Source organism: Enterococcus sp. AZ119, from assembly GCF_050546175.1.
Taxonomy (GTDB): Bacteria; Bacillota; Bacilli; order Lactobacillales; family Enterococcaceae; genus Enterococcus; species Enterococcus faecalis.
Map to the genome: position 1 here is coordinate 2,456,456 of NZ_CP172951.1, position 22,451 is coordinate 2,478,906.

Annotated in this window: 27 protein-coding genes; 5 read left to right on the top strand and 22 right to left on the bottom strand. The window is 37.3% G+C overall.

All coding sequences use genetic code 11. The annotated features are described in order from the left end of the window. Positions 1–326 precede the first annotated feature (326 nt). Complete coding sequence (gene rlmH / locus IGL37_RS11900; RefSeq protein ID WP_002355021.1) at positions 327–806, bottom strand: 23S rRNA (pseudouridine(1915)-N(3))-methyltransferase RlmH; 480 nt, start codon at positions 804–806, stop codon at positions 327–329. Positions 807–1,206: 400 nt separating this feature from the next. On the opposite strand from rlmH, the gene IGL37_RS11905 reads away from it, so the two are divergent. Further along, complete coding sequence (locus IGL37_RS11905; protein ID WP_002368406.1) at positions 1,207–2,505, top strand: S1C family serine protease; 1,299 nt, start codon at positions 1,207–1,209, stop codon at positions 2,503–2,505. 46 nt (positions 2,506–2,551) lie between these two features. Here IGL37_RS11905 and ytpR read toward each other — a convergent pair whose 3' ends face one another. From ytpR to pepA, 10 genes are all read right to left on the bottom strand, one after another. Next, the gene (gene ytpR, locus IGL37_RS11910) at positions 2,552–3,172 is read right to left on the bottom strand and encodes a YtpR family tRNA-binding protein (protein WP_002361057.1); all 621 of its coding nucleotides are present in this window, start codon (positions 3,170–3,172) and stop codon (positions 2,552–2,554) included. A gap of 103 nt (positions 3,173–3,275) precedes the next feature. Continuing rightward, positions 3,276–4,100, bottom strand: a complete 825-nt coding sequence (locus tag IGL37_RS11915) for a PTS system mannose/fructose/sorbose family transporter subunit IID (RefSeq protein WP_002385250.1) — start codon at positions 4,098–4,100, stop codon at positions 3,276–3,278. Further along, positions 4,084–4,854 carry a PTS mannose/fructose/sorbose/N-acetylgalactosamine transporter subunit IIC gene (locus tag IGL37_RS11920; protein ID WP_002365320.1) on the bottom strand — a complete coding sequence of 257 codons (771 nt, stop codon included), beginning with the start codon at positions 4,852–4,854 and terminating at the stop codon, positions 4,084–4,086. Before IGL37_RS11920 ends, IGL37_RS11915 begins: the two co-directional genes overlap by 17 nt. Positions 4,855–4,875: 21 nt before the next feature. Continuing rightward, the gene (locus IGL37_RS11925) at positions 4,876–5,349 is read right to left on the bottom strand and encodes a PTS sugar transporter subunit IIB (RefSeq protein WP_002359087.1); all 474 of its coding nucleotides are present in this window, start codon (positions 5,347–5,349) and stop codon (positions 4,876–4,878) included. 2 nt (positions 5,350–5,351) lie between these two features. Continuing rightward, positions 5,352–6,095 carry a BtpA/SgcQ family protein gene (locus IGL37_RS11930; RefSeq protein ID WP_002359086.1) on the bottom strand — a complete coding sequence of 248 codons (744 nt, stop codon included), beginning with the start codon at positions 6,093–6,095 and terminating at the stop codon, positions 5,352–5,354. A gap of 11 nt (positions 6,096–6,106) precedes the next feature. Next, entirely contained in the window at positions 6,107–6,517 is a 411-nt protein-coding gene (locus IGL37_RS11935) for a PTS sugar transporter subunit IIA (protein WP_002365322.1), read from the bottom strand. A 14-nt stretch (positions 6,518–6,531) separates the two neighbouring features. Further along, entirely contained in the window at positions 6,532–7,263 is a 732-nt protein-coding gene (locus IGL37_RS11940; RefSeq protein ID WP_002365323.1) for a GntR family transcriptional regulator, read from the bottom strand. Positions 7,264–7,366: 103 nt separating this feature from the next. Continuing rightward, positions 7,367–7,822 (bottom strand): universal stress protein, encoded by a 456-nt coding sequence (locus IGL37_RS11945; RefSeq protein WP_033918095.1) that lies wholly within the window; start codon positions 7,820–7,822, stop codon positions 7,367–7,369. Between the two features lie 147 nt (positions 7,823–7,969). Next, positions 7,970–8,284, bottom strand: a complete 315-nt coding sequence (locus IGL37_RS11950; protein ID WP_002355015.1) for a thioredoxin family protein — start codon at positions 8,282–8,284, stop codon at positions 7,970–7,972. An 11-nt stretch (positions 8,285–8,295) separates the two neighbouring features. Further along, entirely contained in the window at positions 8,296–9,372 is a 1,077-nt protein-coding gene (gene pepA / locus IGL37_RS11955; protein WP_002355013.1) for a glutamyl aminopeptidase, read from the bottom strand. A 306-nt stretch (positions 9,373–9,678) separates the two neighbouring features. Here pepA and IGL37_RS11960 point away from each other — a divergent pair, with 306 nt between their 5' ends. Continuing rightward, positions 9,679–10,020, top strand: a complete 342-nt coding sequence (locus tag IGL37_RS11960) for a PepSY domain-containing protein (RefSeq protein WP_002355012.1) — start codon at positions 9,679–9,681, stop codon at positions 10,018–10,020. A gap of 318 nt (positions 10,021–10,338) precedes the next feature. Next, on the top strand, positions 10,339–11,994 hold the full coding sequence (locus IGL37_RS11965) for a peptide ABC transporter substrate-binding protein (protein ID WP_002355011.1): 1,656 nt from the start codon (positions 10,339–10,341) through the stop codon (positions 11,992–11,994). A 66-nt stretch (positions 11,995–12,060) separates the two neighbouring features. Here IGL37_RS11965 and IGL37_RS11970 read toward each other — a convergent pair whose 3' ends face one another. The 7 genes from IGL37_RS11970 to IGL37_RS12000 all read right to left on the bottom strand — a co-directional run bounded on the left by IGL37_RS11970 (position 12,061) and on the right by IGL37_RS12000 (position 17,947). Beyond that, a complete protein-coding gene (locus IGL37_RS11970; protein ID WP_002396861.1) occupies positions 12,061–12,897 on the bottom strand; it encodes a PTS system mannose/fructose/sorbose family transporter subunit IID in 837 nt (278 codons plus the stop codon). Beyond that, positions 12,869–13,642 carry a PTS N-acetylgalactosamine transporter subunit IIC gene (agaW, locus tag IGL37_RS11975; protein WP_002355009.1) on the bottom strand — a complete coding sequence of 258 codons (774 nt, stop codon included), beginning with the start codon at positions 13,640–13,642 and terminating at the stop codon, positions 12,869–12,871. Before agaW ends, IGL37_RS11970 begins: the two co-directional genes overlap by 29 nt. Before the next feature lie 24 nt (positions 13,643–13,666). Then, on the bottom strand, positions 13,667–14,818 hold the full coding sequence (gene nagA / locus IGL37_RS11980; RefSeq protein ID WP_016633827.1) for an N-acetylglucosamine-6-phosphate deacetylase: 1,152 nt from the start codon (positions 14,816–14,818) through the stop codon (positions 13,667–13,669). Between the two features lie 45 nt (positions 14,819–14,863). After that, on the bottom strand, positions 14,864–15,340 hold the full coding sequence (gene agaV, locus IGL37_RS11985; RefSeq protein ID WP_002355007.1) for a PTS N-acetylgalactosamine transporter subunit IIB: 477 nt from the start codon (positions 15,338–15,340) through the stop codon (positions 14,864–14,866). 26 nt (positions 15,341–15,366) lie between these two features. Continuing rightward, positions 15,367–15,804 carry a PTS sugar transporter subunit IIA gene (locus tag IGL37_RS11990; protein ID WP_002365328.1) on the bottom strand — a complete coding sequence of 146 codons (438 nt, stop codon included), beginning with the start codon at positions 15,802–15,804 and terminating at the stop codon, positions 15,367–15,369. Positions 15,805–15,950: 146 nt separating this feature from the next. Continuing rightward, on the bottom strand, positions 15,951–17,045 hold the full coding sequence (locus IGL37_RS11995) for an acyltransferase family protein (protein ID WP_002385245.1): 1,095 nt from the start codon (positions 17,043–17,045) through the stop codon (positions 15,951–15,953). An 86-nt stretch (positions 17,046–17,131) separates the two neighbouring features. After that, positions 17,132–17,947: a carbohydrate deacetylase gene (locus tag IGL37_RS12000; protein WP_002385244.1), complete on the bottom strand. Its 816-nt coding sequence runs from the start codon at positions 17,945–17,947 to the stop codon at positions 17,132–17,134. Between the two features lie 143 nt (positions 17,948–18,090). Between IGL37_RS12000 and IGL37_RS12005 the strand changes: the two genes are divergently transcribed. Beyond that, on the top strand, positions 18,091–18,843 hold the full coding sequence (locus IGL37_RS12005) for a MurR/RpiR family transcriptional regulator (RefSeq protein ID WP_002365331.1): 753 nt from the start codon (positions 18,091–18,093) through the stop codon (positions 18,841–18,843). A 68-nt stretch (positions 18,844–18,911) separates the two neighbouring features. Here IGL37_RS12005 and IGL37_RS12010 read toward each other — a convergent pair whose 3' ends face one another. Then, complete coding sequence (locus IGL37_RS12010) at positions 18,912–19,463, bottom strand: DNA-3-methyladenine glycosylase I (protein ID WP_033918096.1); 552 nt, start codon at positions 19,461–19,463, stop codon at positions 18,912–18,914. A gap of 76 nt (positions 19,464–19,539) precedes the next feature. After that, the gene (locus tag IGL37_RS12015) at positions 19,540–20,316 is read right to left on the bottom strand and encodes a peptidase C39 family protein (protein WP_002372856.1); all 777 of its coding nucleotides are present in this window, start codon (positions 20,314–20,316) and stop codon (positions 19,540–19,542) included. Between the two features lie 216 nt (positions 20,317–20,532). Between IGL37_RS12015 and IGL37_RS12020 the strand changes: the two genes are divergently transcribed. Next, a complete protein-coding gene (locus IGL37_RS12020; RefSeq protein ID WP_002354999.1) occupies positions 20,533–20,895 on the top strand; it encodes a hypothetical protein in 363 nt (120 codons plus the stop codon). A 119-nt stretch (positions 20,896–21,014) separates the two neighbouring features. On the opposite strand, the gene thiT is transcribed toward IGL37_RS12020, so the two are convergent. Both thiT and IGL37_RS12030 read right to left on the bottom strand, forming a co-directional pair. Next, positions 21,015–21,590, bottom strand: a complete 576-nt coding sequence (gene thiT, locus IGL37_RS12025; protein WP_002354998.1) for an energy-coupled thiamine transporter ThiT — start codon at positions 21,588–21,590, stop codon at positions 21,015–21,017. A 162-nt stretch (positions 21,591–21,752) separates the two neighbouring features. After that, complete coding sequence (locus IGL37_RS12030) at positions 21,753–22,406, bottom strand: PepSY domain-containing protein (protein ID WP_002411424.1); 654 nt, start codon at positions 22,404–22,406, stop codon at positions 21,753–21,755. Positions 22,407–22,451 lie beyond the last annotated feature (45 nt).

Sequence of the window (22,451 nt, forward strand, 5' to 3'; positions counted from 1 at the left end):
GCTTATTCAACTTTTCACGTTAAAAATATTGATTTTTATGATAATCCCTTAATTTTTTCTCATTTTAAAATAATAATTATGGGTGCTGAACCTGTTTCTGAGGCACAACAATCGGACAATTTTTTTGAAAAAACGAGAGGAATGACCATTGTTTTTTGCCATTCCTCTCATTTTTATTTATTGTTTGAACGGTAACGTTTCTCTCAAACCAGTTTGATTGAATTTTTTTATTTTCTATCAGACAAACAGACTAAAGATATTTTACTTCATATATTTTTCAAGCAATGACTTGATTCATAGAAATTACTGAGCAACCAGCCTACTTCCTATTTATGATACGGTTCCCCTTTCATAATCCGAAAACCGCGATAAATTTGTTCCACTAATACCAAACGCATTAACTGATGTGGATAAGTTAAGCGGCCAAAAGAAATTTGTTGGTTACTTCGCTGAAGGACTGAATCACTGAGACCTAAGGAGCCACCAATGACAAAGGTTAGATTACTTTTGCCACTAATCCCTAATTGTTCAATTTCTTTTGAAAATTCTTCACTAGATAATTGTTTGCCATTAATGGCTAAAACAAAGACGTATTCGTTGTCATTAATTTTCCCCAAAATACGTTGCCCTTCTTTTTCTTTGACTTGAAGCATTTCAGCGTCACTGAGTTTTTCTGGGGCTTTTTCATCTGGTACTTCAATGATTTCCATCTTGGCATAGCTATTTAAACGTTTCAGATATTCATTAATGCCTTGAATCAGGTATTTTTCTTTCAGTTTTCCGACTGTTACTAGTTTAATTTTCACCTATTCCACTACTTTCTCGTTTTCTCTTCTTTCTTATTTTAGCACGAAGTTTGGCTACTTTCCACAACGTTTCCACATACTTATACACATATACACAGAGTTATCCACAGAACAAACTAAAAAATTACTTTATTTAACAGCTTTTTCAATACAAACACATATTCGCCACTGATTTGTCCACATTATCCACATTCTGTGGATAACTTTCTTAAAAACTATACACAGAGTTATTCCCGATTTGTTCACATTTTTCTGTGTATAACTTTTTCATTCGTATTTTTTCTGTAATTTTTCCCTAAGTTGTTCATAAAAAATTCAAAGCTATTCGATAGACTAAAGGAGTAGGAAACAGATATACTTAATATAGAAAATTCAGATGCACTTATTGGGAGGTTATTTTATGCAACGAAAAGATGTTACACCTAATTCAGATAAAAAAAGTTTATTGCAAAAATTTGGGATTGGTTTAGCTGGCGGCTTACTTGGTGGCGCCCTTATTCTAGGAGGCGCTTATTCTGGGATTATTCCCACACCCAACGGCGGAAATAATGCGGCGACGACGACATCCACTAATCACGGCGACACAAAAGTCAGCAATGTAAGTTACAATGTGTCTAGCGATGTCACAAAAGCCGTGAAAAAAGTTCAAAATTCTGTGGTTTCTGTCATTAATATGCAAAGTGCTAGCAACAATTCTTCGGCAGATGATCCTTTTGGGGGATTGTTCGGTGGGAATGAAGGTACTCAAGACTCTTCCGGCAACAATGGTAACGATTTAGAAGCAGCCAGTGAAGGTAGTGGGGTTATTTATAAGAAAGATGGTAAAACGGCTTATGTCGTGACAAATAACCACGTCGTAGATAAAGCGCAAGGATTGGAAGTTGTTTTATCTGATGGTACCAAAGTGAAAGGCGAATTAGTCGGAACCGATGCTTACACGGATTTAGCCGTGATTAAAATTTCTTCCGACAAAGTTGATCAAGTCGCTGAGTTTGGAAATTCTAGTAAAATCACAGTCGGTGAGCCTGCTATTGCAATTGGTTCCCCTCTAGGCTCTGATTATGCTAACTCTGTCACACAAGGAATCATCTCTTCTGTGAATAGAAATATTACCAATAAAAACGAGTCTGGTGAAACCATCAATATTAATGCCATTCAAACCGATGCTGCCATCAATCCAGGAAACTCCGGTGGTCCACTAATCAATATTGAAGGACAAGTCATTGGCATTAACTCAGTAAAAATTGTGCAATCAACTAGTCAAGTGAGCGTTGAAGGGATGGGCTTTGCCATTCCAAGTAATGACGTAGTCAACATTATCAACCAATTAGAAAAAGATGGTAAAGTGACGCGGCCAGCTCTCGGGATTACGATGTCTGATTTAACAGGTATCTCTTCACAACAACAAGAACAAATTTTAAAAATTCCAGCTTCTGTAAAAACTGGCGTAGTGGTTCGTGGTGTTGAAGCAGCGACCCCTGCTGAAAAGGCTGGATTGGAAAAATACGATGTTATCACGAAAGTTGACGGCCAAGACGTAAGCTCTACTACAGATTTACAAAGCGCGCTTTACAAGAAAAAAGTTGGCGACAAAATGGAAGTGACTTATTATCGTGGTTCTAAAGAAATGAAAGCAACTATCGATTTAACCATTGATAAATCAGCTTTAACACAACAAAATAATCGCAGCAATCAATAAAAGAAAGAAACGACCTGTTGTTCAAACAACAGGTCGTTTCTTTCTTTTATTCTCCTACCGCAAATGCAGAACCAACTTCTGCATCAAAAGGCAATTCTAAGATTCCTTTTTTAGCTGGTGCATTTGGTAAACGTAATTCTTTTGCTGAACAAATCATTCCAAAACTTTCTTCACCACGTAAAACCCCTGGCCAAATCATTAAACCATCAGGCATCATTGCGCCTGGTTTGGCCACAACTACTTTTTGTCCTGCTTTGATGTTCGGTGCGCCACAAACAATTTGTAAGATTTCGCCGTTGTCTACTTCTGTTTGTGTGATAGATAAATGATCTGAATCTGGGTGTTTTTTACATGATTTGACAAAGCCAACCACAATTTTAGGGGTGTCGTCTTTTTCAAGGGTTTCTGAAAATCCCGCATCTTTAATCGCTGTATTGACTTTTTCGATTTGTTCGTCTGTTAAAGTCACTTGGCCGGTGCCATTAATGTCACCTAGAAGCGCTGAAGCATTGAAAATATTCCAAGCTACCACTGTTTCTGGCGCCTCAACTAAACTTACACGTGCCACATCGCCGACACGTTTTACTTGGTTTTCCGCACCTTGATCGTCCGCAACGATGACAAGTAAGACATCGCCAACGTGTTCTTTGTTATATGCAAAAATCATTTCTGTTCCTCCTAAATTTGAAAGCTATAGGCTGGATAGCTAAATTCTCTCCTGTCCTATAGTAACAAAAAAAGTGGAAAGTTGCACTTACAATTATTGAATTTTAGGCAATCCCTAATGCTGCCAAAAAAATAGATAATAGAATAACCCCAACTAAAAGTGTCGTTGTTTTCACTTTTTTCCCTAATAACCAGTAAATAACTAAGAAGAATAAAGCCGGGAAAAAACCTAACATGATTTGGTCGATATATTCTTGTAATGGCGTGGCGATTTTTCCAGAGCCAACTTTGGCAGTTAACTCAAACACGACATTAGAAGCCGTCATCCCACCAATAACCATTAACCCTAAAATAGAGGCAGCTGTGGTAACTTTTTCGATTACGCCGCTATCTTCAACATCACTAAAAAATTTAGCACCTAATTTAAACCCTTTATCCAAACAGATATACCGTAAAGCAAAATGCGGAATATTGATAATCAGTAAAAAGGCAATCGGACCAAAAATATTTCCTTGTTTAGACAATGAAATAGCTACACCTGTTGCGATAACTTTTAAGGTCCCCCAAAAGAAAGAATCCCCAATCCCAGACATTGGTCCCATTAAACTAGTTTTCACTGCATTAATACTAGCTGAGTTAAATTCATGATTTTTAGCATTTTCTTCTTCCATTGCTCCAGAAATTCCTAATAATAAGGTAGAGATATGCGGGGTGACAGACATAAACTCTAAATGTCGTTCTAAGGCCGCTTTCTTCTCTTCATTATTTTTATACAACCTACGTATAATTGGAGCCATTGCATAAGCATAAGCTAAATTTTGCATCCGCTCATAATTCCATGATGCATCTAACGTTAAAGAGCGAAAAAATACAGACCAAAAATCTTTTTTAGTAATGACAGATTTTGTGTTTTTAGAATTCATTGTCATCGACAACAGCCTCCTTTGTTTGACCATCACTCATATTCATATATAGTAGGACAATCACGATGCCAAACAAAGCAATCCCCACTACTGAAATTTTTAAATAAGCAGCGAATAAAAAGCCTAATAATAGAAATGGAATCATCTTTTTTGTTACCATCATTCTTGCTAACATCGCAAAACCAATTGCTGGAATAATACCTGCCGCAATATCTAATCCATGCGTAATAAAGTCTGGGACATAAGACAACACCTTTTCAATAAACGGCACGCCTAAGTAAAAGCCTAATGCCACAATTAGAGCTAACAAAACTTTATTGCCAATTCCTGCAATTAGTTGAATTCGCTCTACCCCTTGAATATTGCCTCGTTTTGCTTCCTTATCAGCTAAATGGCTAGCGCCTGTAAGTAAAAATGTCATCTGAAGATTATCGATTAAAAGTACTAATGTAGCGATTGGAACAGCTAAAACAACCGCACTAGAAATTGATTGCCCACTCATAATTACATAAGCTGTTGCAATAATCGTTCCTGAAACAAAATCTGGTGGATTACTTGCGCCAACAGGAAACGCACCCATAAATACCAACTCTAATGTTGCGCCAAGCTTAATTCCCGTATCTAAGTCTCCTAAAGCTAACCCTACTAGCGGAGCGACAACAATTGGACGGTTCCACATCGTTGAACCAAACCAGCTATGCATGTAGGCAAAAAAGGCAATTAAAAACATTAATAGAACCTTGATAAATGTCACTTCCATCTATTTGACCCTCCTATTTATTTAATTTAATAACTTGTTTATAGCAACCTTTTGATCGTCAGGGACTAATTGAACGGTTAATTCGATTCCTTCATTAGTTAGTTCTTTAATTTGTGCAATGTCGGTTTCTGATAAATGAACAGCTTTTGAAATTTGTTTGCGCGTTTCCCCATTTTTCATTCCACCTAAATTAACTTCCTTAATTGTTGGCACTTCTTTGACCAATTGATACATATCAGCAACTGATTCACATAAAATAAATAGTTTATATTTATCTGTCACCCCAGAATTTAACGCCTTAATTGAATCATCAATCGTTTTCATAACTAATTTAACACCTGAAGGTTTTGCCATTTTCATAGCACTCATTCTTAATGGATCCTCAACCAACGTATTACTAGCAATCAAAATACAATCTGCTTCTAAAAATTTTGTCCAAGTAAACCCGACCTGACCATGAATCAACCGATGGTCCACTCTTGTCATTTTAATCATCCTTATTCACCTCTCAGTTCTTTCACAATTTTCATAAACGAATCAACATAAGGAGCATAAATATCTCCCGTATCTTTTCTTGTATCTTTGAAGTTACTCCCTACAATTGCTGCATCGCAAATCGCCAATTGTTCTTTCACATTCTTGTCATTTAACCCCGCTGCGACAATTAACGGAAACTCAGGTAATTGTTTTCTAAACAACTTAATCTTTTCTATTGATGTCTCTTCACCCGTTGCATTTTCTGTCACTGCAATAGCATCACAACGTTGCTGTGCAATTTTCAAATCTTCTTCGACTGATTTTTCAGACAACATTGGTTGATATTTGAAGCGCACGCCACCAATTAATTTTGCTGTTGTTTTTGCACGATATAAATCAAAAAAAGCTTGTAAGGATGCTTCATCCCGCGGTTTCACATGACCAACCACAGAATCAATCTGTAAAAATTGTAAATGATATTTATTGGCTAAATGAAAACCTAATGGGTCAACATTTAACACATTTACACCAATAGGAATCGGTAAATCTAATGAAGTAACATATTGGAGCGCTTTTTCTAGCTGAACATAATCCCCATAATAGTTCTCCATCAAAATTGCATCTATCCCATGTTCACTGTAAATTTGAATCTCTTTTTTTGCTCGCTCTTGAATCTCTTGATCTGTTTTACCTTTTAAATGAATCACCCCAATAATTGGTTTTTCAACAGCAAACAGCTCTAAAAAATCAGCTTTTTTCTTCATTAATACCCCTCCTAGAAATCATCATTTTCTATCTCTTCGATATGAACGCGTTGAATTCCTTGTCGTGCATTTCGAATAATTACCTGAATCTTTTCATCTGTTAATTTTTCTGAACCTGCTAGCATAAGCTCTAGTGCCAAATTCAAATTAACGCCAGAGAAAACGATTACATTTTCAAGTACAGTTAGCCCCATCATAGCTGTAACCACACTTGCACCAAATAAATCACCCATGAGGATAAATTCATCTTCTGGCGCTTGTTCGGCTTTCTTTTTTAACTCTCCAAAAAAATCAACTGCACTTTCACCTGGATACAGACTATATGTATGAATGGCAGCTGCAGAGTGTCCCGCAATCATTTCTAACGAGTGTTTAATCCCCTTAGAAAAATCACCATGTGAAGCAATGTAAAACCTTCTCATTTCATAAACCTCCTTTATTTATTATATGAACGAATGGCTACTTTGTAGGATTCGCTACGGATATATTGCTCATTAAAATATAAAATTTGATTATCATTATCCACAACTGTTTGATTAATTTTGACCAACGCTTCTTCTTCACTAATCGCTAATGCTTCTGCCAACTTTTCATCGGCCAAGGCAATTTCAATGATATTATCAAAATAGCTAGCAATTACTCCTCTATATTGCCGTAAAATATCTAATAATGAAGTATCTGTTAATTCTAAGTCCAACATAAACTGATCTTCTTTTCTAAAATAATCAATCTCGAAAATTGCAGGCATGTTATCTAACGAACGGAGGCGCTCAATAACAATAACTTCTGTCGCTTTTTCAACACCCAATGCTTCTGCAACATGCCCTGTTGCTTTTTTCAAACAAATTGATATGATCTTAGTTGTTGGTTTACGATTCATTTTTAAACCTGACTCAGTAAAACTCCCACCAGCTGTCATGCTCTCAACATAGGATGGCATTGAAACAAATGTCCCTTTTCCATGCCGTTTAATTAAAATATTTTCATCAACTAATTGTTTAATCGCATTACGAACGGTTACTCGGCTCACTCCGTAAATGGTCATCAATTGTTCTTCTGAAGGGATTTTTTCTCCTACTTGATATTCACCACTTCTAACTTTATTTAAAATAGCATCGTATAATTGTTGATAAAGCGGTGCTTTTTTATTTGATTCTAATTTATCCATTAATCATACACCTCATTTTAATACGTCTTAATACGTCTTAAAAATAGCAAATAAAAAAGAGAATGTCAAGAAAGAGTTTCCTTTCTTGACATTCTCTTTTTGCTTATTTTTCTTCAGAGTGAACAATTAAGACATCGCAAGGGGCTTGACGAATAATGTAGCTACTGACGCTTCCCATGACCACACGTTCGACTGCGTTTAATCCTGATTGTCCCACCATAATTAAATCAACATTGTATTTTTCAGGTAATTCATGACTCATGACTTCTTTGGGTGAACCAAACATGGTAACTGTTTCAACATTATGAAAATCAACGCTTTCAGCATACTTTTTACAATCGGCCATTAATTCTTCCGCAGCGGCTGTTTCTTGATCAATTAATTGATCATTTAACGTCGAATACCCCATCATTGTATACACTTGATTTTCTAAAATATTTGCAACAATGACTCGGCTTCCGTTTCGACGAGCAACCTCAACTGCACGTTCATAAGCTAAATTAGCTTGATCACTACCGTCTACGCCGACAAGAATATTTTTATACATTTGTTCTTCCATTTTCGTCACCTTCCCGATGGAGGCTGATCTAAAAGGCTTCTTTGACTAAGAATCTAGAGTCAAAAATGAATTTAGGACCCTTGCGCAGAACGCCCTTTTGTCCAGCTGATTCTCTCTTAATTTAATGGTTCCTCTGGTTCATGAAAATTAGCCTAAGCTAGTTAAAAATGCACTGATTTCTTCTTTTGTTTTTCGATCTTTATTTACTAAGCGTCCTAACTCTTGACCGTTTTCAATTACGACAAAACTCGGAATACCAAAAATATTCCACTCGGCAGCCACGTCAATAAACTGATCACGGTCGACTTCGATAAATTGAAACGCTGGAAATGCTTCTTCAATTTCAGGCATGACTGGTTTAATGAAACGACAGTCTCCGCACCAATCAGCAGTAAAGAAGAAAACATTTTTACCTTTTTCAACATAAGTTGCTAGTTCTTCTAATGAATTGGGATAAATCATTTAAACATCCTCTACTTTCCGTAAACAATTGTATTAACTGTTGATTTATCCAAGCCACGTAATGCTTGTAACAACATTTCCCGCGCTGCTTCATAATCCGCAATACTAAACATTGTTTGATGCGTATGGATGTAACGACCACAAACGCCGATGACTGTACTTGGTACACCATTATTAGTTGTGTGCGCTGCCCCAGCATCCGTTCCGCCTTTAGAAACAAAATATTGATACGGAATATTGTGTGTCGCTGCTGTATCCAATAAATATTCACGTAAGCGAGGCAATGTGATCAAACCTGGATCGAAAATCCGTAATAACGTTCCTTCACCTAAATGACCATACGTCCCTTTTTTCGTGTGAATATCATCTGCCGCTGAACAATCCACCGCAAAGAAGATATCTGGATTAAATTTATGAACAGATGGTTTAGAACCACGTAAACCGACTTCTTCTTGTACGTTTGCTCCAGCAATTAATGTGTGGCCTAATTCTTCATTTTGTAACGTTTCCAATGCATCTAATACCAACGTACAACCATAGCGGTTATCCCATGATTTACTGATAATATTTTTGCCATTGGCTGTTTTAATCGTTTCTGTTTGTGGAACAATGGAATCCCCTGGACGAACACCAAAGCTTTCAGCTTCTTCTTTTGAAGAGAATCCTGCATCAAATAACACATCAGAGACTTCCAATTGTTTTTGACCACTCGTACCACGCAACAAGTGTGGCGGAATAGATGAAGAAATACATGGATAGTTCCCTTTACTTGTTTTTAACGTAAAACGTTGTGCTGAAACAACATAGGGATTCCAGCCACCTAAAGGAACCACTTGGAATAAACCATTATCGTTAATTTGAGTTAACATGAAGCCAACTTCGTCCATGTGAGCTGCTACCATTACGCGTGGCGCTGCTTCCACTTTTGAACGTTTAATCCCAAAAATACCACCTAAACCATCATATTGGACATCGTCCACTAATGGGGTGATATGTTCTTTCATGTACGCGCGAATGTCGTCTTCAAATCCGCTGGTTCCTTGTAATTCAGTTAATTCCTTGATTCGTTGAAATGTTTTTTCTTCCATAGATGTATGTCCTATTGCTTTTGATTTGTTGGAAATTACGCCAACCAAGCGTCACTTTTTCTCTAAAAAGTCACTTTATCCTGTCGATAAAAATAGGTACTCCTTTCATATGATTTCACTCTTATTATAACGCAAATACTAGAAAATGCACATCGCTTTCTCTTTTTAAACGTGACAATGAGAATGCCCTAAAAGAATGATTGAAAAACTTTTTTTATTTCTCAGCGGCCCCTTCTCTATGGTAAAATAAGAGTGATACTGACAAAAGTAATAGTAAGCAGAAACCGACCAAGGGAGGTCATACAAATGAACGAAGAAAATGAGTTGACATACTTTAAAGGCGGCTTAGCGCTAGGTGTTGGTCTTGGTTTAGTAGGCGGCATTGCCTCAACCTTGTTCTACCATAAGAAAAAAACAATCTCCGCTGATCTCGTCTTAGAAAATGTAAAAGCTGCTTTTTTAAAAGAAGGACCGATTGAAGGTTCGTGGATTGAGTTTGAGAAAAAGCCCTTGCGGAAATTCGCCATCCACTCCAAAACGTATACTGGAGGAATTTGCCGCATTGAAGACGACGGCATTGTTCAATACGAATTCACTGCAGATGCCTACACAGGAACTGTCATTGACATCCAACGATTAAAAGATTAAAAAGATTGTTACAAAAGCACTTATTTGCTTTTGTAACAATCTTTTTTTCTTCTCATTTGTTTTTTGTAAAAGGGATGTTTATTTTATGTCAAAAAAATCAAATCAATGATGAATAAATACTCAAAAATTGAATGTTTTCTGCATGGAAATCAGCTTAAATCTTTACTTATCAACGTTTGTCCACTTTTTTCATAAAAAAGATTAGACATTTTTTAAAAATTGATAAAAGAATAATCATTTCTAACGATTTTTTAATTTCTCCTTTTCATTTTTACATTATACTGAGAGTATTGCTAAAAATGAAAAGGAGCGTGTCAAATGAAGAAATCTGTTTTATTTACTTCATTACTTGTATTATCAAGCTTAGCTTTAGCGGCCTGCGGCGGTGGCAGTGACGATAAAGGAGCTAGCAACGGCGGCAGCGACAACCAAGTATACACAATGGTTGAATCCCAAGAAATGCCTAGTGCCGATCCGTCCCTTGCGACAGATGAAGTGAGTTTTACCACTTTAAATAATGTCTACGAAGGAATCTATCGTTTAGATAAAGACAACAAACCCGCGCCTGCTGGTGCAGCCGAAAAAGCGACTGTTTCAGAAGACGGTTTAGTTTACAAAGTTAAATTACGTGAAGAATCAAAATGGTCTGATGGCAAACCAGTTACTGCTGCAGATTACGTTTACGGTTGGCAACGAACAGTGGATCCTGCCACTGCTTCAGAATATGCCTATATGTTTGAACCAGTAAAAAATGCTGAAAAAATTTCTAAAGGGGAACTACCTAAAGAAGAATTGGGCATTAAAGCAATCAATGATCATGAATTAGAAATCACTCTAGAAACAGCAACACCATATTTTGACGATTTATTGGCTTTCCCTTCTTTCTTGCCGCAACGTCAAGATATCGTTGAACGTTTTGGTAAAGATTATACAAAGAGTAGCGATAAAGCAGTCTACAATGGTCCGTTTACGCTAACTGAGTTTGATGGTCCCGGAACAGATACTAAATGGTCTCTAACTAAAAATGAAGAATATTGGGACAAAGAGACTGTCAAGTTAGATAAAGTCGCTATCAACGTGGTGAAAGAAGCCCCAACTGCCTTAAATCTTTATGAAACTGGTGAAGTGGATGATACGTATTTATCTGGCGAACTGGCCCAACAAATGCAAAACTCGCCTGACTTGGTCCAATTGAAAGCCGCTTCTTCTTTCTATTTAGAAATGAATCAAGCAGATGAAAAATCACCATTGACCAACGCAAATTTACGTCGTGCTATGTCTTATGCCATCGATCGCGATTCATTAGCTAAAAACATTTTAGCCAATGGCTCTCTTCCTTCACAAGGCTTCGTCCCTGTGGATGTCGCGAAATCACCAAAAACGGGTGAAGACTTTGTTAAAGAAGCTGGTAGCGACAAATTAGTCAAATACGACAAGAAAAAAGCTGTGGAATACTGGAACAAAGCGAAACAAGAACTTGGTGTTTCCAACTTAACGGTTGATTTAATGGTAGACGACTCTGAAGGCGCTAAAAAAATGGGCGAATATCTTCAAGGATCACTGTCTGATACTTTGGAAGGCTTAAAAGTAACTGTGACGCCTGTCCCTATGGCTGTTCGCTTAGATCGTACCTTAAAAGGGGATTTCCAAATCGCTGTTCGTGGTTGGAGTGCCGACTATTCAGACCCAATTAACTTCTTAGATTTATTAGAAAGCTCAACTTCTAATAACCGTGGACGTTACAGCAATCCTGAATACGATAAATTCATTGCTGCGTCCAAAACTACAGATGTTAACGATCCTGAAAAACGCTGGGAAGATTTAATCAACGCTGAAAAAACAGTAATTGCTGATATGGGTGTTGTGCCAATTTACCAAAAAGCAGAATCACACTTACGTGCACCAAACGTGAAAGAAATTATTTATCATCCAACAGGTGCTAAATACGACTTCAAGTGGGCGTATAAAGAATAATCACTCGATTAAATTTAGAAAAAGATTTGGAACAATAGCGATTTTGGCTATTGTTCCAAATCTTTTTTATATAATCCCGATTAAAGAACCTAACAACCCAAAAATCACAGTAAAAATAATTAAAGCAATCGGCGTGCGTCCTTTTTTCAACATAATAAAACAAAACAGCGTAAACACTAACGGTAATAAATTGGGCATGATTGTATCAAACAATTGTGTTTGAAGGTCTAACTTAGTATCTTTCAAGCGAAAAACAAAAGTTGTCGTTAATTGTACACTCTTCGGAATCAACGCGCCCACCACGGAAATTCCTACAATTGTTGCTGAACGAGATAATTTTTTAGTACTTTCGCTTAAAACTGAAATTGCTTTGACGCCCATTTTATAACCTAGATTAATTAACCCAATTTTGGCAGCCATATACGGAATATTAAATAACAACAAGAAAACAATTGGTCCTAAGATATTGCCTTCTAATGATAATTGTGAACCAATCGCTGCTGCAATCGGTAAAACGGTTAAATAAAATAGCGCATCCCCAATTCCGCCTAACGGGCCCATCAACGCTGTTTTAATCGCTTGAATGGATTTTGGTGATTCTTTTGACTCTTCCATTGCAATAATCACACCATGCATGAACGTCACTAATTGTGGATTCGTGTTCATAAATTGTAAATGATTTTCCAAAGAAAGAGCTAAGTCTTCTTTATCACGATGAATCTTTTTCAATCCTGGAATTAATGAGTAGGTCCAGCCGCCTGCTTGCATTCTTTCATAATTAAATGAAGATTGTAGCAGATACGAACGGAACATTATTTTTTTTAACTCTTTTTTTGTTATTACTTTTTCGGATATCGTATCATTATATGTTTCTTCAGATGCCATCTTCTTCAAACCCTCCATTATTATTTGATGCAGTGACTGTATTATTTCTTTGTGCGTAAAATTCATATAAAGCAATTGCGACAGCTAAACCTGCAACCGCTAATGTATCTAACCCTAAATAGGCAGCCATAACAAACCCAAAAATAAAGAACGGTACGTAGGATGTTTCCCACATCGTTTTTAATAACATGGCAAAACCTACTGCTGGCATCATCCCACCTGCAACGCTCAAGCCATGAATACTCCATTCGGGTAGAATAGAAATGAAACTAGATGCTTTATCAGCACCAAAGAAAATACATAAAAACACTACAAAAAAATAACAAATGAATAAAACGATTGGGACAAAACTAGACAATCTTTCGATGCCTCTTGTATCTGCTTTTTTTGCATAAGCATCAAATTTATGCATAATTGGTGACATCGCTGTATATAACAAGGTAATTAACGCTTGCGCTGCAACTGCGAAAGGAACAGCCAACCCTACGGTCACTTGTGGATCAGATTTTGTGATAATTGCTAACGCTGTTCCAATAACTCCCCCAATTACTACGTTGGGTGGTTGCGCACCGCCGATTGCTACTGCACCAATCCAAACTAACTCTAGCGTTGCTCCAGTGATTAACCCTGTGTTGACATCTCCCAATATTAAACCAACAATCAGCCCTGTAACAATCGGACGATGAATATGTGTCTGTAAGACAAGCTTATCAACCCCTGCTATCCCAGCCCAAATTCCTACCAAAATTGCCTGTACTAACATTTTTTTCCTCCTATTAGACTTCGTCTACTTTTTATAAACTGTTTCACCATTTACTAAGGTTTCTAGTACTTCGTATTTCTCATCAATAATTGTAAAATTACCTAAAAGCCCTAGTTTGATTTCTCCCATAGATTCGTTCACATTCAACAAACGAGCTGGATTTTTCGTGACTGAATTAATAGCAATCACTTCTGGAAGTAATGCTTTTTCAACAAGGTTGCGAACCATATTATTTAAATGGTTCGTACTTCCAGCTAACTTGCCATTCGCTAAACGGACCACATTTTGTTCATCAATAACCATTTCAATCCCTTTTTCTGGTTTTGGATAAACGCCTGGTTGACACCCTTTGGCCCAGATAGAATCTGTCACAGCAATTAAATAGTCCTTGCCTTTTAGTTTGGCTAACACACGTACTAATGAATAATCAACATGTACCCCATCAGCAATAATTTCAGCAAACGTTTCCTCACTATCCAAAGCAGCAACTACTGCGGTTGGTTTCCGGTGACTGATATCTTCCATTCCATTAAACGTATGGGTAAAACTTTTTGCACCTGCTTCGACAGCTGCCATTGCTTGTTCATAGGTTGCAGCCGTATGGCCAATTGAAATGACTACATCATGTTCATGACAATATGTAGTCAAGTCATTCTCTACATCATTTTCTGGTGCCAACGTCATTAATTTTATGTGCCCTTTTGCTAACTCTTGCCATTTTTTAAATGTCTCAACGGATGGTTTTACTAATAACTCTGGATTATGAGAGCCACGAAATTCTTCAGAAATCATTGGTCCTTCCGCATGAATCCCTAAGATTTGTGCTCCGTTGGTTCCTTGGTCTTCCTCAATAAATGAACCAATCACTTCAAATGAATGTTCCAAGTCTTTTGGAAATGTTGTTGACGTTGTTGGTAAAAAAGCTGTAATCCCCTCTTCTGGAAGGTAAGCTTGCCACTCTTTGATAAATTCATGATTGGCATGATTGGCATCCCCACCATGCCAACCATGATCATGAATATCAATAAATCCTGGAAGAATGCGCTTTTCTCCGTATTCTTTGTCGACAGCTTTTTCATTGTACGGTAGAATTGCAACAATTCGTTGTTCTGACACTTCAACTTGAGCTGGTTGAAATTGTTCGTTAATCCATACGTTTTTACTTTGAATAATCATTCTTCCCACTTCTTCTCTTCAAAATTATTGTCCAACATTACTTTTTTATGAAAATAATGCATCTAAACTTTCTTCTGGCGTTGACGGTACACGTTGAATCGAAAGTTTAACACCTAATTCTTGTAGCTTTTTAAAGGCGTCTACATCTGTTTTATTAACGGCAACAGCGGTAGCTACTTGTTTTTTGCCTTCTTCCATATGCATATTACCAATGTTTAATTTTTCAATTGGCACACCACCTTCTACCAAGCGCAATGCATCAACAGGATTATCAACTAACAGAAAAATCTTTTGTCTTTCTGAGGCTTTATGAATGACCTCAATCGTTTTCTTAATGGAGAAAAAGCGGGTTTGTACTTCTGCAGGGGCCGCCATGTTTAACAATTGTTGGCGCATTGTATCCTCAGAAATTGCATCATTTGCGACTAAAATTAAGTTGGCGCCTAAAGAACCGTTCCATTGTGTTGCGACTTGACCATGAATCAAGCGATTATCAATTCTTGTTAATAAAATATTCGGCATAGTGCTTCCTCCTCTTTTCTAATTGGTTAAATTCCGTCTGCTTCTTCTTGAGTATTTGCTTGTGGTTGTTCTAGTTTTTTATGAACAATCCCGTCTCTGGCTGAATCTGTGACCATTGAAACAAAATCTTCTACGTTCGTGCTGATTGTGCGTAATGCAAGCCCTTCAAGAACCATCGGTAAATTTGTTCCTGCTAACACTTCAACATTTTGATAATTACTTGCGACAGTCATTGAAATTCTAAACGGTGTACCCCCTAAAAGATCAGTTAAAATGACCACTGCTGGACACGTCTCCAGCATAGAGTCAACGGCTTTACGAATGTTTGACTCTAATACATCAAGCCCTGTATCATTGAAAAAAGGGACCGCCTGAACATTTGCTTGCTCTCCTGCAATCATACTAACTGATTGATGCATTCCAGTTGAAAATACCCCATGTCCCGTTAAAATAAGACCTATCATTTATTCTTTCTCCCCTAACTATTTACTGAGCTTACTATTTAATTGGATAAGCAGAACTTATTCCTCAAAGAGTGTAACAATTCTTGTAACAATTGAGTATGCTTTCCCATGATTTTGGACGATGATTTCTATTTAAGAACATGTCCCTATACAGATACAAGGCGTCCCAACTTAAATATGCTTTTGAAAAAATGCTCGATTACAACCGTTAACCCAAACGAGCCAACAAATGTACCCATATACAACACAAGAATAACCAAGCTGACTGGTTGATTGGTTAAAAACGGATGGACCAGTTTCAAGACCAATTGAAAAACAAAAACATTCGCTAAATAACTACGATACGCATAAGTGGCTATCCATTTAACCATTGGTAAAAGACGAATCTTTTTGGCTATTCCTTGTGTTCCCAAATAAAAAACCAACCCGATAATCAGTAAACTATAGGCACTTTGAAGAAGATCCAAATAAGGTAGATCGTTCGGTGTCATCTGTGTTCCATCAAATAAATTCCCTTGGACTGCCTGCCAAAAAATAAAAAGAAATAACAAAAATAGCGCCACCCTCGTCTTTTTTAAGAAAGTAAAAATTGCCCCCTGATACTTCGCTGCGATGACCCCGAAAATACCATAAATGAGATAACTAAGCCCTGAACGATCTATTAAGTACCAAAGAGAAGTTTCTGCATATGGAAAAATCATTTTCTGGTACCAGAAGCACCAAAGGATATGCGCACCGATTGTAAAAAAGACAATTGGTAAAATCACTTTTTTGTTTTTTGTAATTCTTGTTGCCAACCAAATAAAATACGGCATAAATAATTGGAATTGCAACATCATTACGGCATACCATAGATGTGCCGCGCCATCACCACTGAGAACTTTTCCTAGAAATCCTAGGGGCGTTTCATAGGGCATTCGTTGTTGTAAACTAGGAAAAGCATATAGATAGAGACTGGACCAGACCACATAAGGAAGCACCAATTCATAAAATTTTTCCTTTAAAAATTCAAGATACGATTCAGCTTGACTCTTTAACACCATGTTGTAAATAATTGCAAAAATAAACATGGGTGCCGAATATTTAGACATTCGGTAAAAACTACCGATTGAATTCATTGCTTCCGTTTGCGGAGAATGTGTCAACACATATGATAAAACCGTTTGTAAAATAACTGATGCTACAGCGAAAACTTTTAAAAAATCGCTGATATTCAGATTTATTGGTTGTTCTTTACTCATGTACGTCCTCTTTCTTTCAATAATTTAGCGTGTAAGTAAGCGCTCGGATTAAGAACTTACTCACACGCTATTCACGCTTCTTTGATTTACATTGCTAGCGATTCATAATTGGCTAACAAGATGCCGCGTTCTTCAATCGCTTCTTTGACTTCTTGGGACGTTAATATTTCCACTTCACGAATGCGAGGCATACAATACCCTGATTGATTTTGTAAAATAGTATCGATAAACGCAGGATGACAATTGATTTCAAAGACCTCTCCTTCACTACAAACAACCATATCAAGCAATTGCAAGATGGTTTCAGTTGAAATCGCCTTGTCATAAAATTGGTACAACATTTCATCTGGCGTGCGAACATCCTGATATAACTCTAAATAGTCTTTTGTTTCAATACTTCTTGAAGCGTTACGTAAAGGTAATTGATATTTGCGAGCAAGTGCCAAAGCCACACCTAATAACTTTTCATTTTTTCCATGAACGTTATGATGAGAATCAATATGATCAGGGCGTCTACCACTTTTCATAAATGAAATAATTTGAGCATCCCATTCGTTATAAACCTCTTCTAAATTGACTTTTTCTTCAAAAATCGATTGATGCCAAAAATAACCAGCTTCATCTACTAAGGAAGGAACCATTTCTCGAGGTAAAATAGGTTTTGCTTGGTTCAATGTCAATGTTAAATGGACACCGATAGCTAAAGTCGGTGCACTGATTCGAGCACTCTCCATGGCCTCTAAAAAATAAGGAGAAGTTGGTAATGCGGTTGTTGAAGTAACCACACCACGTTTGTGTGCTTCAATGATTCCTTGCGTTACCGCTGGCGTGTAACCAAAATCATCAGCGTTGATAATTAATTTTTTATTGCTCATTTTTCCCCACTCTCTCTTCTGTTTCATGAATTTTTAGTTGTTTCTCTATTGATTGTAGCTAAGTGATGCCTTTTTTTATAGCTAGTTTTCTGATTGAGTGCTATAATCTACAAATAAGACCATGTCCCTAAAAAAGGACATTACGTTCACAAACGACAGGAGGGATCAGCATGCTGTTTTTAACCTACGATCCACAATTAAATCCAACAGAATTAGAGATTTACAAGTATATTAGCCACAATATTGAAAAAGTTCCTTATATGACAATTCGAGAATTAGCAGATGAAATTCATTTCAGTAAAACGGCAATCTGGCGTTTTTGTCAAAAATTCGAGTGTGAAGGCTATACAGATTTTAAATTTAAATTGAAGAATTATCTAAGCGAACGAAAAAAAACAGCCCAACCAAAATCTTTAGATGAAACAATGCTGATTCATTTTTTACAACGCTCATCAGAAGAATTATTAGAAGGACGGATTGTTCAAGCTGCGGAATTGCTGGCAAAAAAAGAATTTGTTCTTTTTATTGGCGAAGGAACGTCCAAAGTCCTAGCTGAATTTGGTGAAATTTATTTTTCCAGTATCTATAATTTATCTGCTTCTGTATCCCACCTTTTTTCCCATCCCGTTAGCAAATTATCCGAAGAAACGGCTAAAAAAGTGGGCGTTATCGCCTTATCAGTTTCGGGTGAAACACAAAAAGTTCGGCAAAATATTGATTATTTTATCGAAATGGGGATTGATGTAATTGCCATTACAAATAGTGAAAAAAGCACGATTGCTCAACTTTCAACAGTCACAATCCCCTACTATATAACAACCGAGAAAAGTTCCATTGCAGACGTAACGTCCCAACTACCTGCACTATTCTTAATAGAAAAGTTGGCGAAAACTGTTTCAACGATGTTAAATGAGTGTCCATAATCACTGCAAAAAAAGGAAGGACCTAGCCATTCGTTTTGCTAGTTCCTTCCTTTTTAATTCTTCTATACTTATTTATACTGACACGTTTCTAAATGATCATTCACCAATCCCGCCGCCTGTAAAAAGGAATAGACTGTCGTGGCACCTAAAAATTTAAATCCTCGTTTTTTTAACGCTCGACTAATCTGTTGCGATAATTCCGTGGAGGCTGGAACCTCTTCTGGGTGCTGCCAGTGATTAACGATTGGTTGCTGATCGACAAAGTTCCAGAGGTAGCGATCAAAGGACCCAAATTCTGCCTGAACTTCTTGAAAAACTTGCGCATTCGTAATGGTCGCTTGAATTTTTAAACGATGACGAATCACACCAGGATTTGCTAGTAAAGCTAAAATTTTTTTCTCATCATATCGCGCAATTTTCCGATAATCAAACGCATCATAAGCTGTTCTGAGCGTTTCTCGTTTATTCAAAATAATCGCCCAACTTAAGCCGGCTTGCATACTTTCCAAGGTCAATAACTCAAATAACTGTTGCTCTTCATGAACTGGACGTCCCCATTCATCATCATGATAGGCTTGCATCTCTTCAGTTGTATCCGTTGCCCAAGTACATCGCTCCATTGTCCTGCCTCCTTTTATTTGCTAAAAAAGATGCGAACAAAGGGTACTGCCTGTTGTTCCACACCTTTTCTTATTCCTAATAAAATGCCCAGAAGTTTAACGCTTCATTCATCACTTCTTCGGCTGTAAATGTCCGTTTTGAATGGCCCTTTTCTTCTGAATCGTTTGGATCATTAATCCAGAAATCGCCTTTTTCATCCACACCACTCATCACCATAATGTGACCAGTTGTAGTGAAATAGCCCGGTTTTACAGAAATAATGACTGGATGACCTTCCTTCAAGAAAGCTGCCACTGTTTCAATATCCCCAATTTCTTGACAGTTATAGCCTTTCATTTCAGCATATGCACTAAAAATAGACCACGCCGTTCCTTGCCCTTCCATAAAGAAGTCATTTTTTGCCCAAGCTAACACATCCAGAGGGGTAACTTCTTGGTGATCCATGTATGAACCAACCATTGCAAGCGACACAATCGCACAGCCATTAATTTCGATTGTATTCGGCTTATCTACATTGCCAAATCCGTACGCGGTGTCTTTCCATTTAGCATCTGTCTGCAATTCTAACGGCAAATCCAGATGTCCATCATATTGCTTCTTTTCAATTTCTTGATTGACCTGTTGTCCATAGCTTAAAGGTTTGACTTTTTTCTCAATTTTAACTGGTGCTGGTTCTTTTGTTTTACTTGATTCAGCACTAGCTTTAACATATGAATCATCAAACCAACTTGAAAACCCACCTGATTTCATCGGCGAAAACTGCGCTAACAACCCGCCAAAGCCAAACGATACCAACAACACCGTGAGAACTTTTTTTTGGTAACCTGATGGTTTTTTTGACATACTATTCATCCTTTTCTATCTATTGACTACATCCGATAATCTTATGTATTTCTTATATGCTCACACATTATACTACTTTCTTTTTCGAAAAACAGAAACGTTGGTAAATTCTCATAATTATTGAAGGCGAACATATTTTCTTGAATTTTATCACAAAATTAGGTAAAATACAGGTAATTAGTCATTTGAGTTTTATTCTATTTTATTCGTAAAGGAGGCAGAAGAATGGATCAACATAAAGCTACCATCAAGAGCATTTCTAAACTGATTACGCTCTCTTCCCAACATTTCTTTTCGGCATTTTTAGAAGATTCTCAAGATCAAAAGAATAAAGAAAAGGAACGCAGTGCGCTTTTACAAGAGCTCCAAGTTGCTGCCGCCCAAAAATCCTTAGTGGTCTTACAATTGAAAGAAGTCCCTACAGCGCATAAATTCGAAACGGTGATCGGCTGGATTGTCTCAAAAAATATTTCGGACAATATCGTTGTTCGTTTACAAACGGATGAACAACAGTTGCGCATGATTCCTGTTGCTTCTGTCATGAAAGTCAGCACGTTAGCCAATCGTCACCAACGTCAAATTCACTAGAATATTGAAGTCTTTATAAAATAAATGGAAACCACCAACCCTGGCGATTGCAGGTTGGTGGTTTCTTTTATTTATGACTTTAGTCAAAATCCCATGAAACTTCTGACTTAGGACTCAACTTATTTCTTAGGAACAAATAATTGCGGTGCTACTTTTGCCAATAAGCCTAGAACTAGACTTACATATAAACAATTGACGACGGTACTTGTACCGTTTAGAACAAAGGAATAGAGATATGGGCTCATTCCTTCTGGTGCATACATGCCCCAAACCAATACACCCGCCCAAAAATGCCAAAACCAGCGGGCGAAGACTGCGACAACACTTCCTAAAATAATCGTACGAATGGCTGATTTTAAACGATTCGCTTGAAAATACAGTTGAATTTTTCTAGCGAATACGCCACCCATTCCTCCAAACGCAAAAGCAAAGGGATATTCAAAAATAATCTGCGGAACGGACAAGAAATTTTTCATGGCTGTACCGAGAATAATATTTAACATGCCCCAAACAAAGCCTGCTGCAACTCCAGGAAGCAACCCACGACGAAACGAATAAAGAACTAATGGGACCATTCCCAACGATAGGTCCAAGCCACTATTGGCAAATTCAATCGGTAAAAAAGAGAGGGCCATTGCCATTGCTGCGACGACTGTTCCTTCTACCCAAATACGTAAATCCATTTTTCTAGCCAAACAAATTTCCTCCTATGTTCTGACGCTCTCAACCACTAATACATCGTTATTTTACCATAGGGACTTTAGAAAAACACGTTTGTCGAACAAGCAAAAAAATAGCTGATCAGCATTTAAGGGAATCAACTCCTACTCAAACGCATGCCAGCTACTTTTTATCCATTAATCGTCCCGCTCAGTTGTCAAAATTTTACCAGAATGAGCATCGATTTTTACCTCTATTTTTTGTTGGCCCTCTTTCACTTTCACTTCCCAATAGGTGATTCCTAATTCTTTCTCTAACTTCCAATCTGTTGCCTGGCCGACTTTCGCTTCTTTTTCAGCCAAGGTTGTGGCTTGTTCTCTGGAAATGATATTTGTTAAATCAAGTGCCTCTTCTTGCATTTTAACGCCATTTTGTTCATCGGCATCCAAGGTTTCGACTTTTTCTTTTGTGAATTCGCCTGTTTCTGCGTTCACTTCAACTTGATATTCTTTTTGCTGATCCACGCCTTCTATTTCATAAAAATAACGTCCAAAATCTGTATCTAACTGCAGACTTGTTATTTTAGCTTCTGGATATTTTTTCTCAAATGCTGTCGTTACTTTTTCTAAAGAGACAGCCACCGCACTTGTCTTCTCTGATGTCGTCGTTGCTTCTTGTTGTACGGATGAACTTGTTTCACTAGTTGATATTGCTGTTTCTTTTTGTTCATTTGTTGATGAAACAGCAGTAGGCGTTTTGGGTGTACAGCCAGCTACCAAAAAGAGTGCCAAGCCAGTCATAGAGCCATAGAGTATTTTTTTCATTAAACAACCTTCTTTCCTTTTTATCATTTTATTATACTTGATTTCTCATCCAAATCATAGCTACAAAAAAAA

What these genes read in the sequence shown, in the direction of transcription:
- IGL37_RS11930 (WP_002359086.1), bottom strand. Translation starts at nt 6,095, where the DNA reads ATGAAGAAAAAAGCTGATTTTTTAGAGCTGTTTGCTGTTGAAAAACCA.
- IGL37_RS12015 (WP_002372856.1), bottom strand. Translation starts at nt 20,316, where the DNA reads ATGAATAGTATGTCAAAAAAACCATCAGGTTACCAAAAAAAAGTTCTC.
- nagA (WP_016633827.1), bottom strand. Translation starts at nt 14,818, where the DNA reads ATGATTATTCAAAGTAAAAACGTATGGATTAACGAACAATTTCAACCA.
- ytpR (WP_002361057.1), bottom strand. Translation starts at nt 3,172, where the DNA reads ATGATTTTTGCATATAACAAAGAACACGTTGGCGATGTCTTACTTGTC.
- IGL37_RS11995 (WP_002385245.1), bottom strand. Translation starts at nt 17,045, where the DNA reads ATGAGTAAAGAACAACCAATAAATCTGAATATCAGCGATTTTTTAAAA.
- IGL37_RS12010 (WP_033918096.1), bottom strand. Translation starts at nt 19,463, where the DNA reads ATGGAGCGATGTACTTGGGCAACGGATACAACTGAAGAGATGCAAGCC.
- IGL37_RS11925 (WP_002359087.1), bottom strand. Translation starts at nt 5,349, where the DNA reads ATGATTAAAATGACAAGAGTGGACCATCGGTTGATTCATGGTCAGGTC.
- pepA (WP_002355013.1), bottom strand. Translation starts at nt 9,372, where the DNA reads ATGGAAGAAAAAACATTTCAACGAATCAAGGAATTAACTGAATTACAA.
- IGL37_RS11965 (WP_002355011.1), top strand. Translation starts at nt 10,339, where the DNA reads ATGAAGAAATCTGTTTTATTTACTTCATTACTTGTATTATCAAGCTTA.
- IGL37_RS11990 (WP_002365328.1), bottom strand. Translation starts at nt 15,804, where the DNA reads ATGATAGGTCTTATTTTAACGGGACATGGGGTATTTTCAACTGGAATG.
- agaW (WP_002355009.1), bottom strand. Translation starts at nt 13,642, where the DNA reads ATGTTAGTACAGGCAATTTTGGTAGGAATTTGGGCTGGGATAGCAGGG.
- IGL37_RS11970 (WP_002396861.1), bottom strand. Translation starts at nt 12,897, where the DNA reads ATGGAGGGTTTGAAGAAGATGGCATCTGAAGAAACATATAATGATACG.
- IGL37_RS11935 (WP_002365322.1), bottom strand. Translation starts at nt 6,517, where the DNA reads ATGAGAAGGTTTTACATTGCTTCACATGGTGATTTTTCTAAGGGGATT.
- IGL37_RS11960 (WP_002355012.1), top strand. Translation starts at nt 9,679, where the DNA reads ATGAACGAAGAAAATGAGTTGACATACTTTAAAGGCGGCTTAGCGCTA.
- IGL37_RS11945 (WP_033918095.1), bottom strand. Translation starts at nt 7,822, where the DNA reads ATGGAAGAACAAATGTATAAAAATATTCTTGTCGGCGTAGACGGTAGT.
- IGL37_RS12005 (WP_002365331.1), top strand. Translation starts at nt 18,091, where the DNA reads ATGCTGTTTTTAACCTACGATCCACAATTAAATCCAACAGAATTAGAG.
- IGL37_RS11905 (WP_002368406.1), top strand. Translation starts at nt 1,207, where the DNA reads ATGCAACGAAAAGATGTTACACCTAATTCAGATAAAAAAAGTTTATTG.
- IGL37_RS12030 (WP_002411424.1), bottom strand. Translation starts at nt 22,406, where the DNA reads ATGATAAAAAGGAAAGAAGGTTGTTTAATGAAAAAAATACTCTATGGC.
- IGL37_RS11915 (WP_002385250.1), bottom strand. Translation starts at nt 4,100, where the DNA reads ATGACAATGAATTCTAAAAACACAAAATCTGTCATTACTAAAAAAGAT.
- IGL37_RS11920 (WP_002365320.1), bottom strand. Translation starts at nt 4,854, where the DNA reads ATGGAAGTGACATTTATCAAGGTTCTATTAATGTTTTTAATTGCCTTT.
- IGL37_RS12020 (WP_002354999.1), top strand. Translation starts at nt 20,533, where the DNA reads ATGGATCAACATAAAGCTACCATCAAGAGCATTTCTAAACTGATTACG.
- IGL37_RS12000 (WP_002385244.1), bottom strand. Translation starts at nt 17,947, where the DNA reads ATGAAACAGAAGAGAGAGTGGGGAAAAATGAGCAATAAAAAATTAATT.
- IGL37_RS11940 (WP_002365323.1), bottom strand. Translation starts at nt 7,263, where the DNA reads ATGGATAAATTAGAATCAAATAAAAAAGCACCGCTTTATCAACAATTA.
- agaV (WP_002355007.1), bottom strand. Translation starts at nt 15,340, where the DNA reads ATGCCGAATATTTTATTAACAAGAATTGATAATCGCTTGATTCATGGT.
- IGL37_RS11950 (WP_002355015.1), bottom strand. Translation starts at nt 8,284, where the DNA reads ATGATTTATCCCAATTCATTAGAAGAACTAGCAACTTATGTTGAAAAA.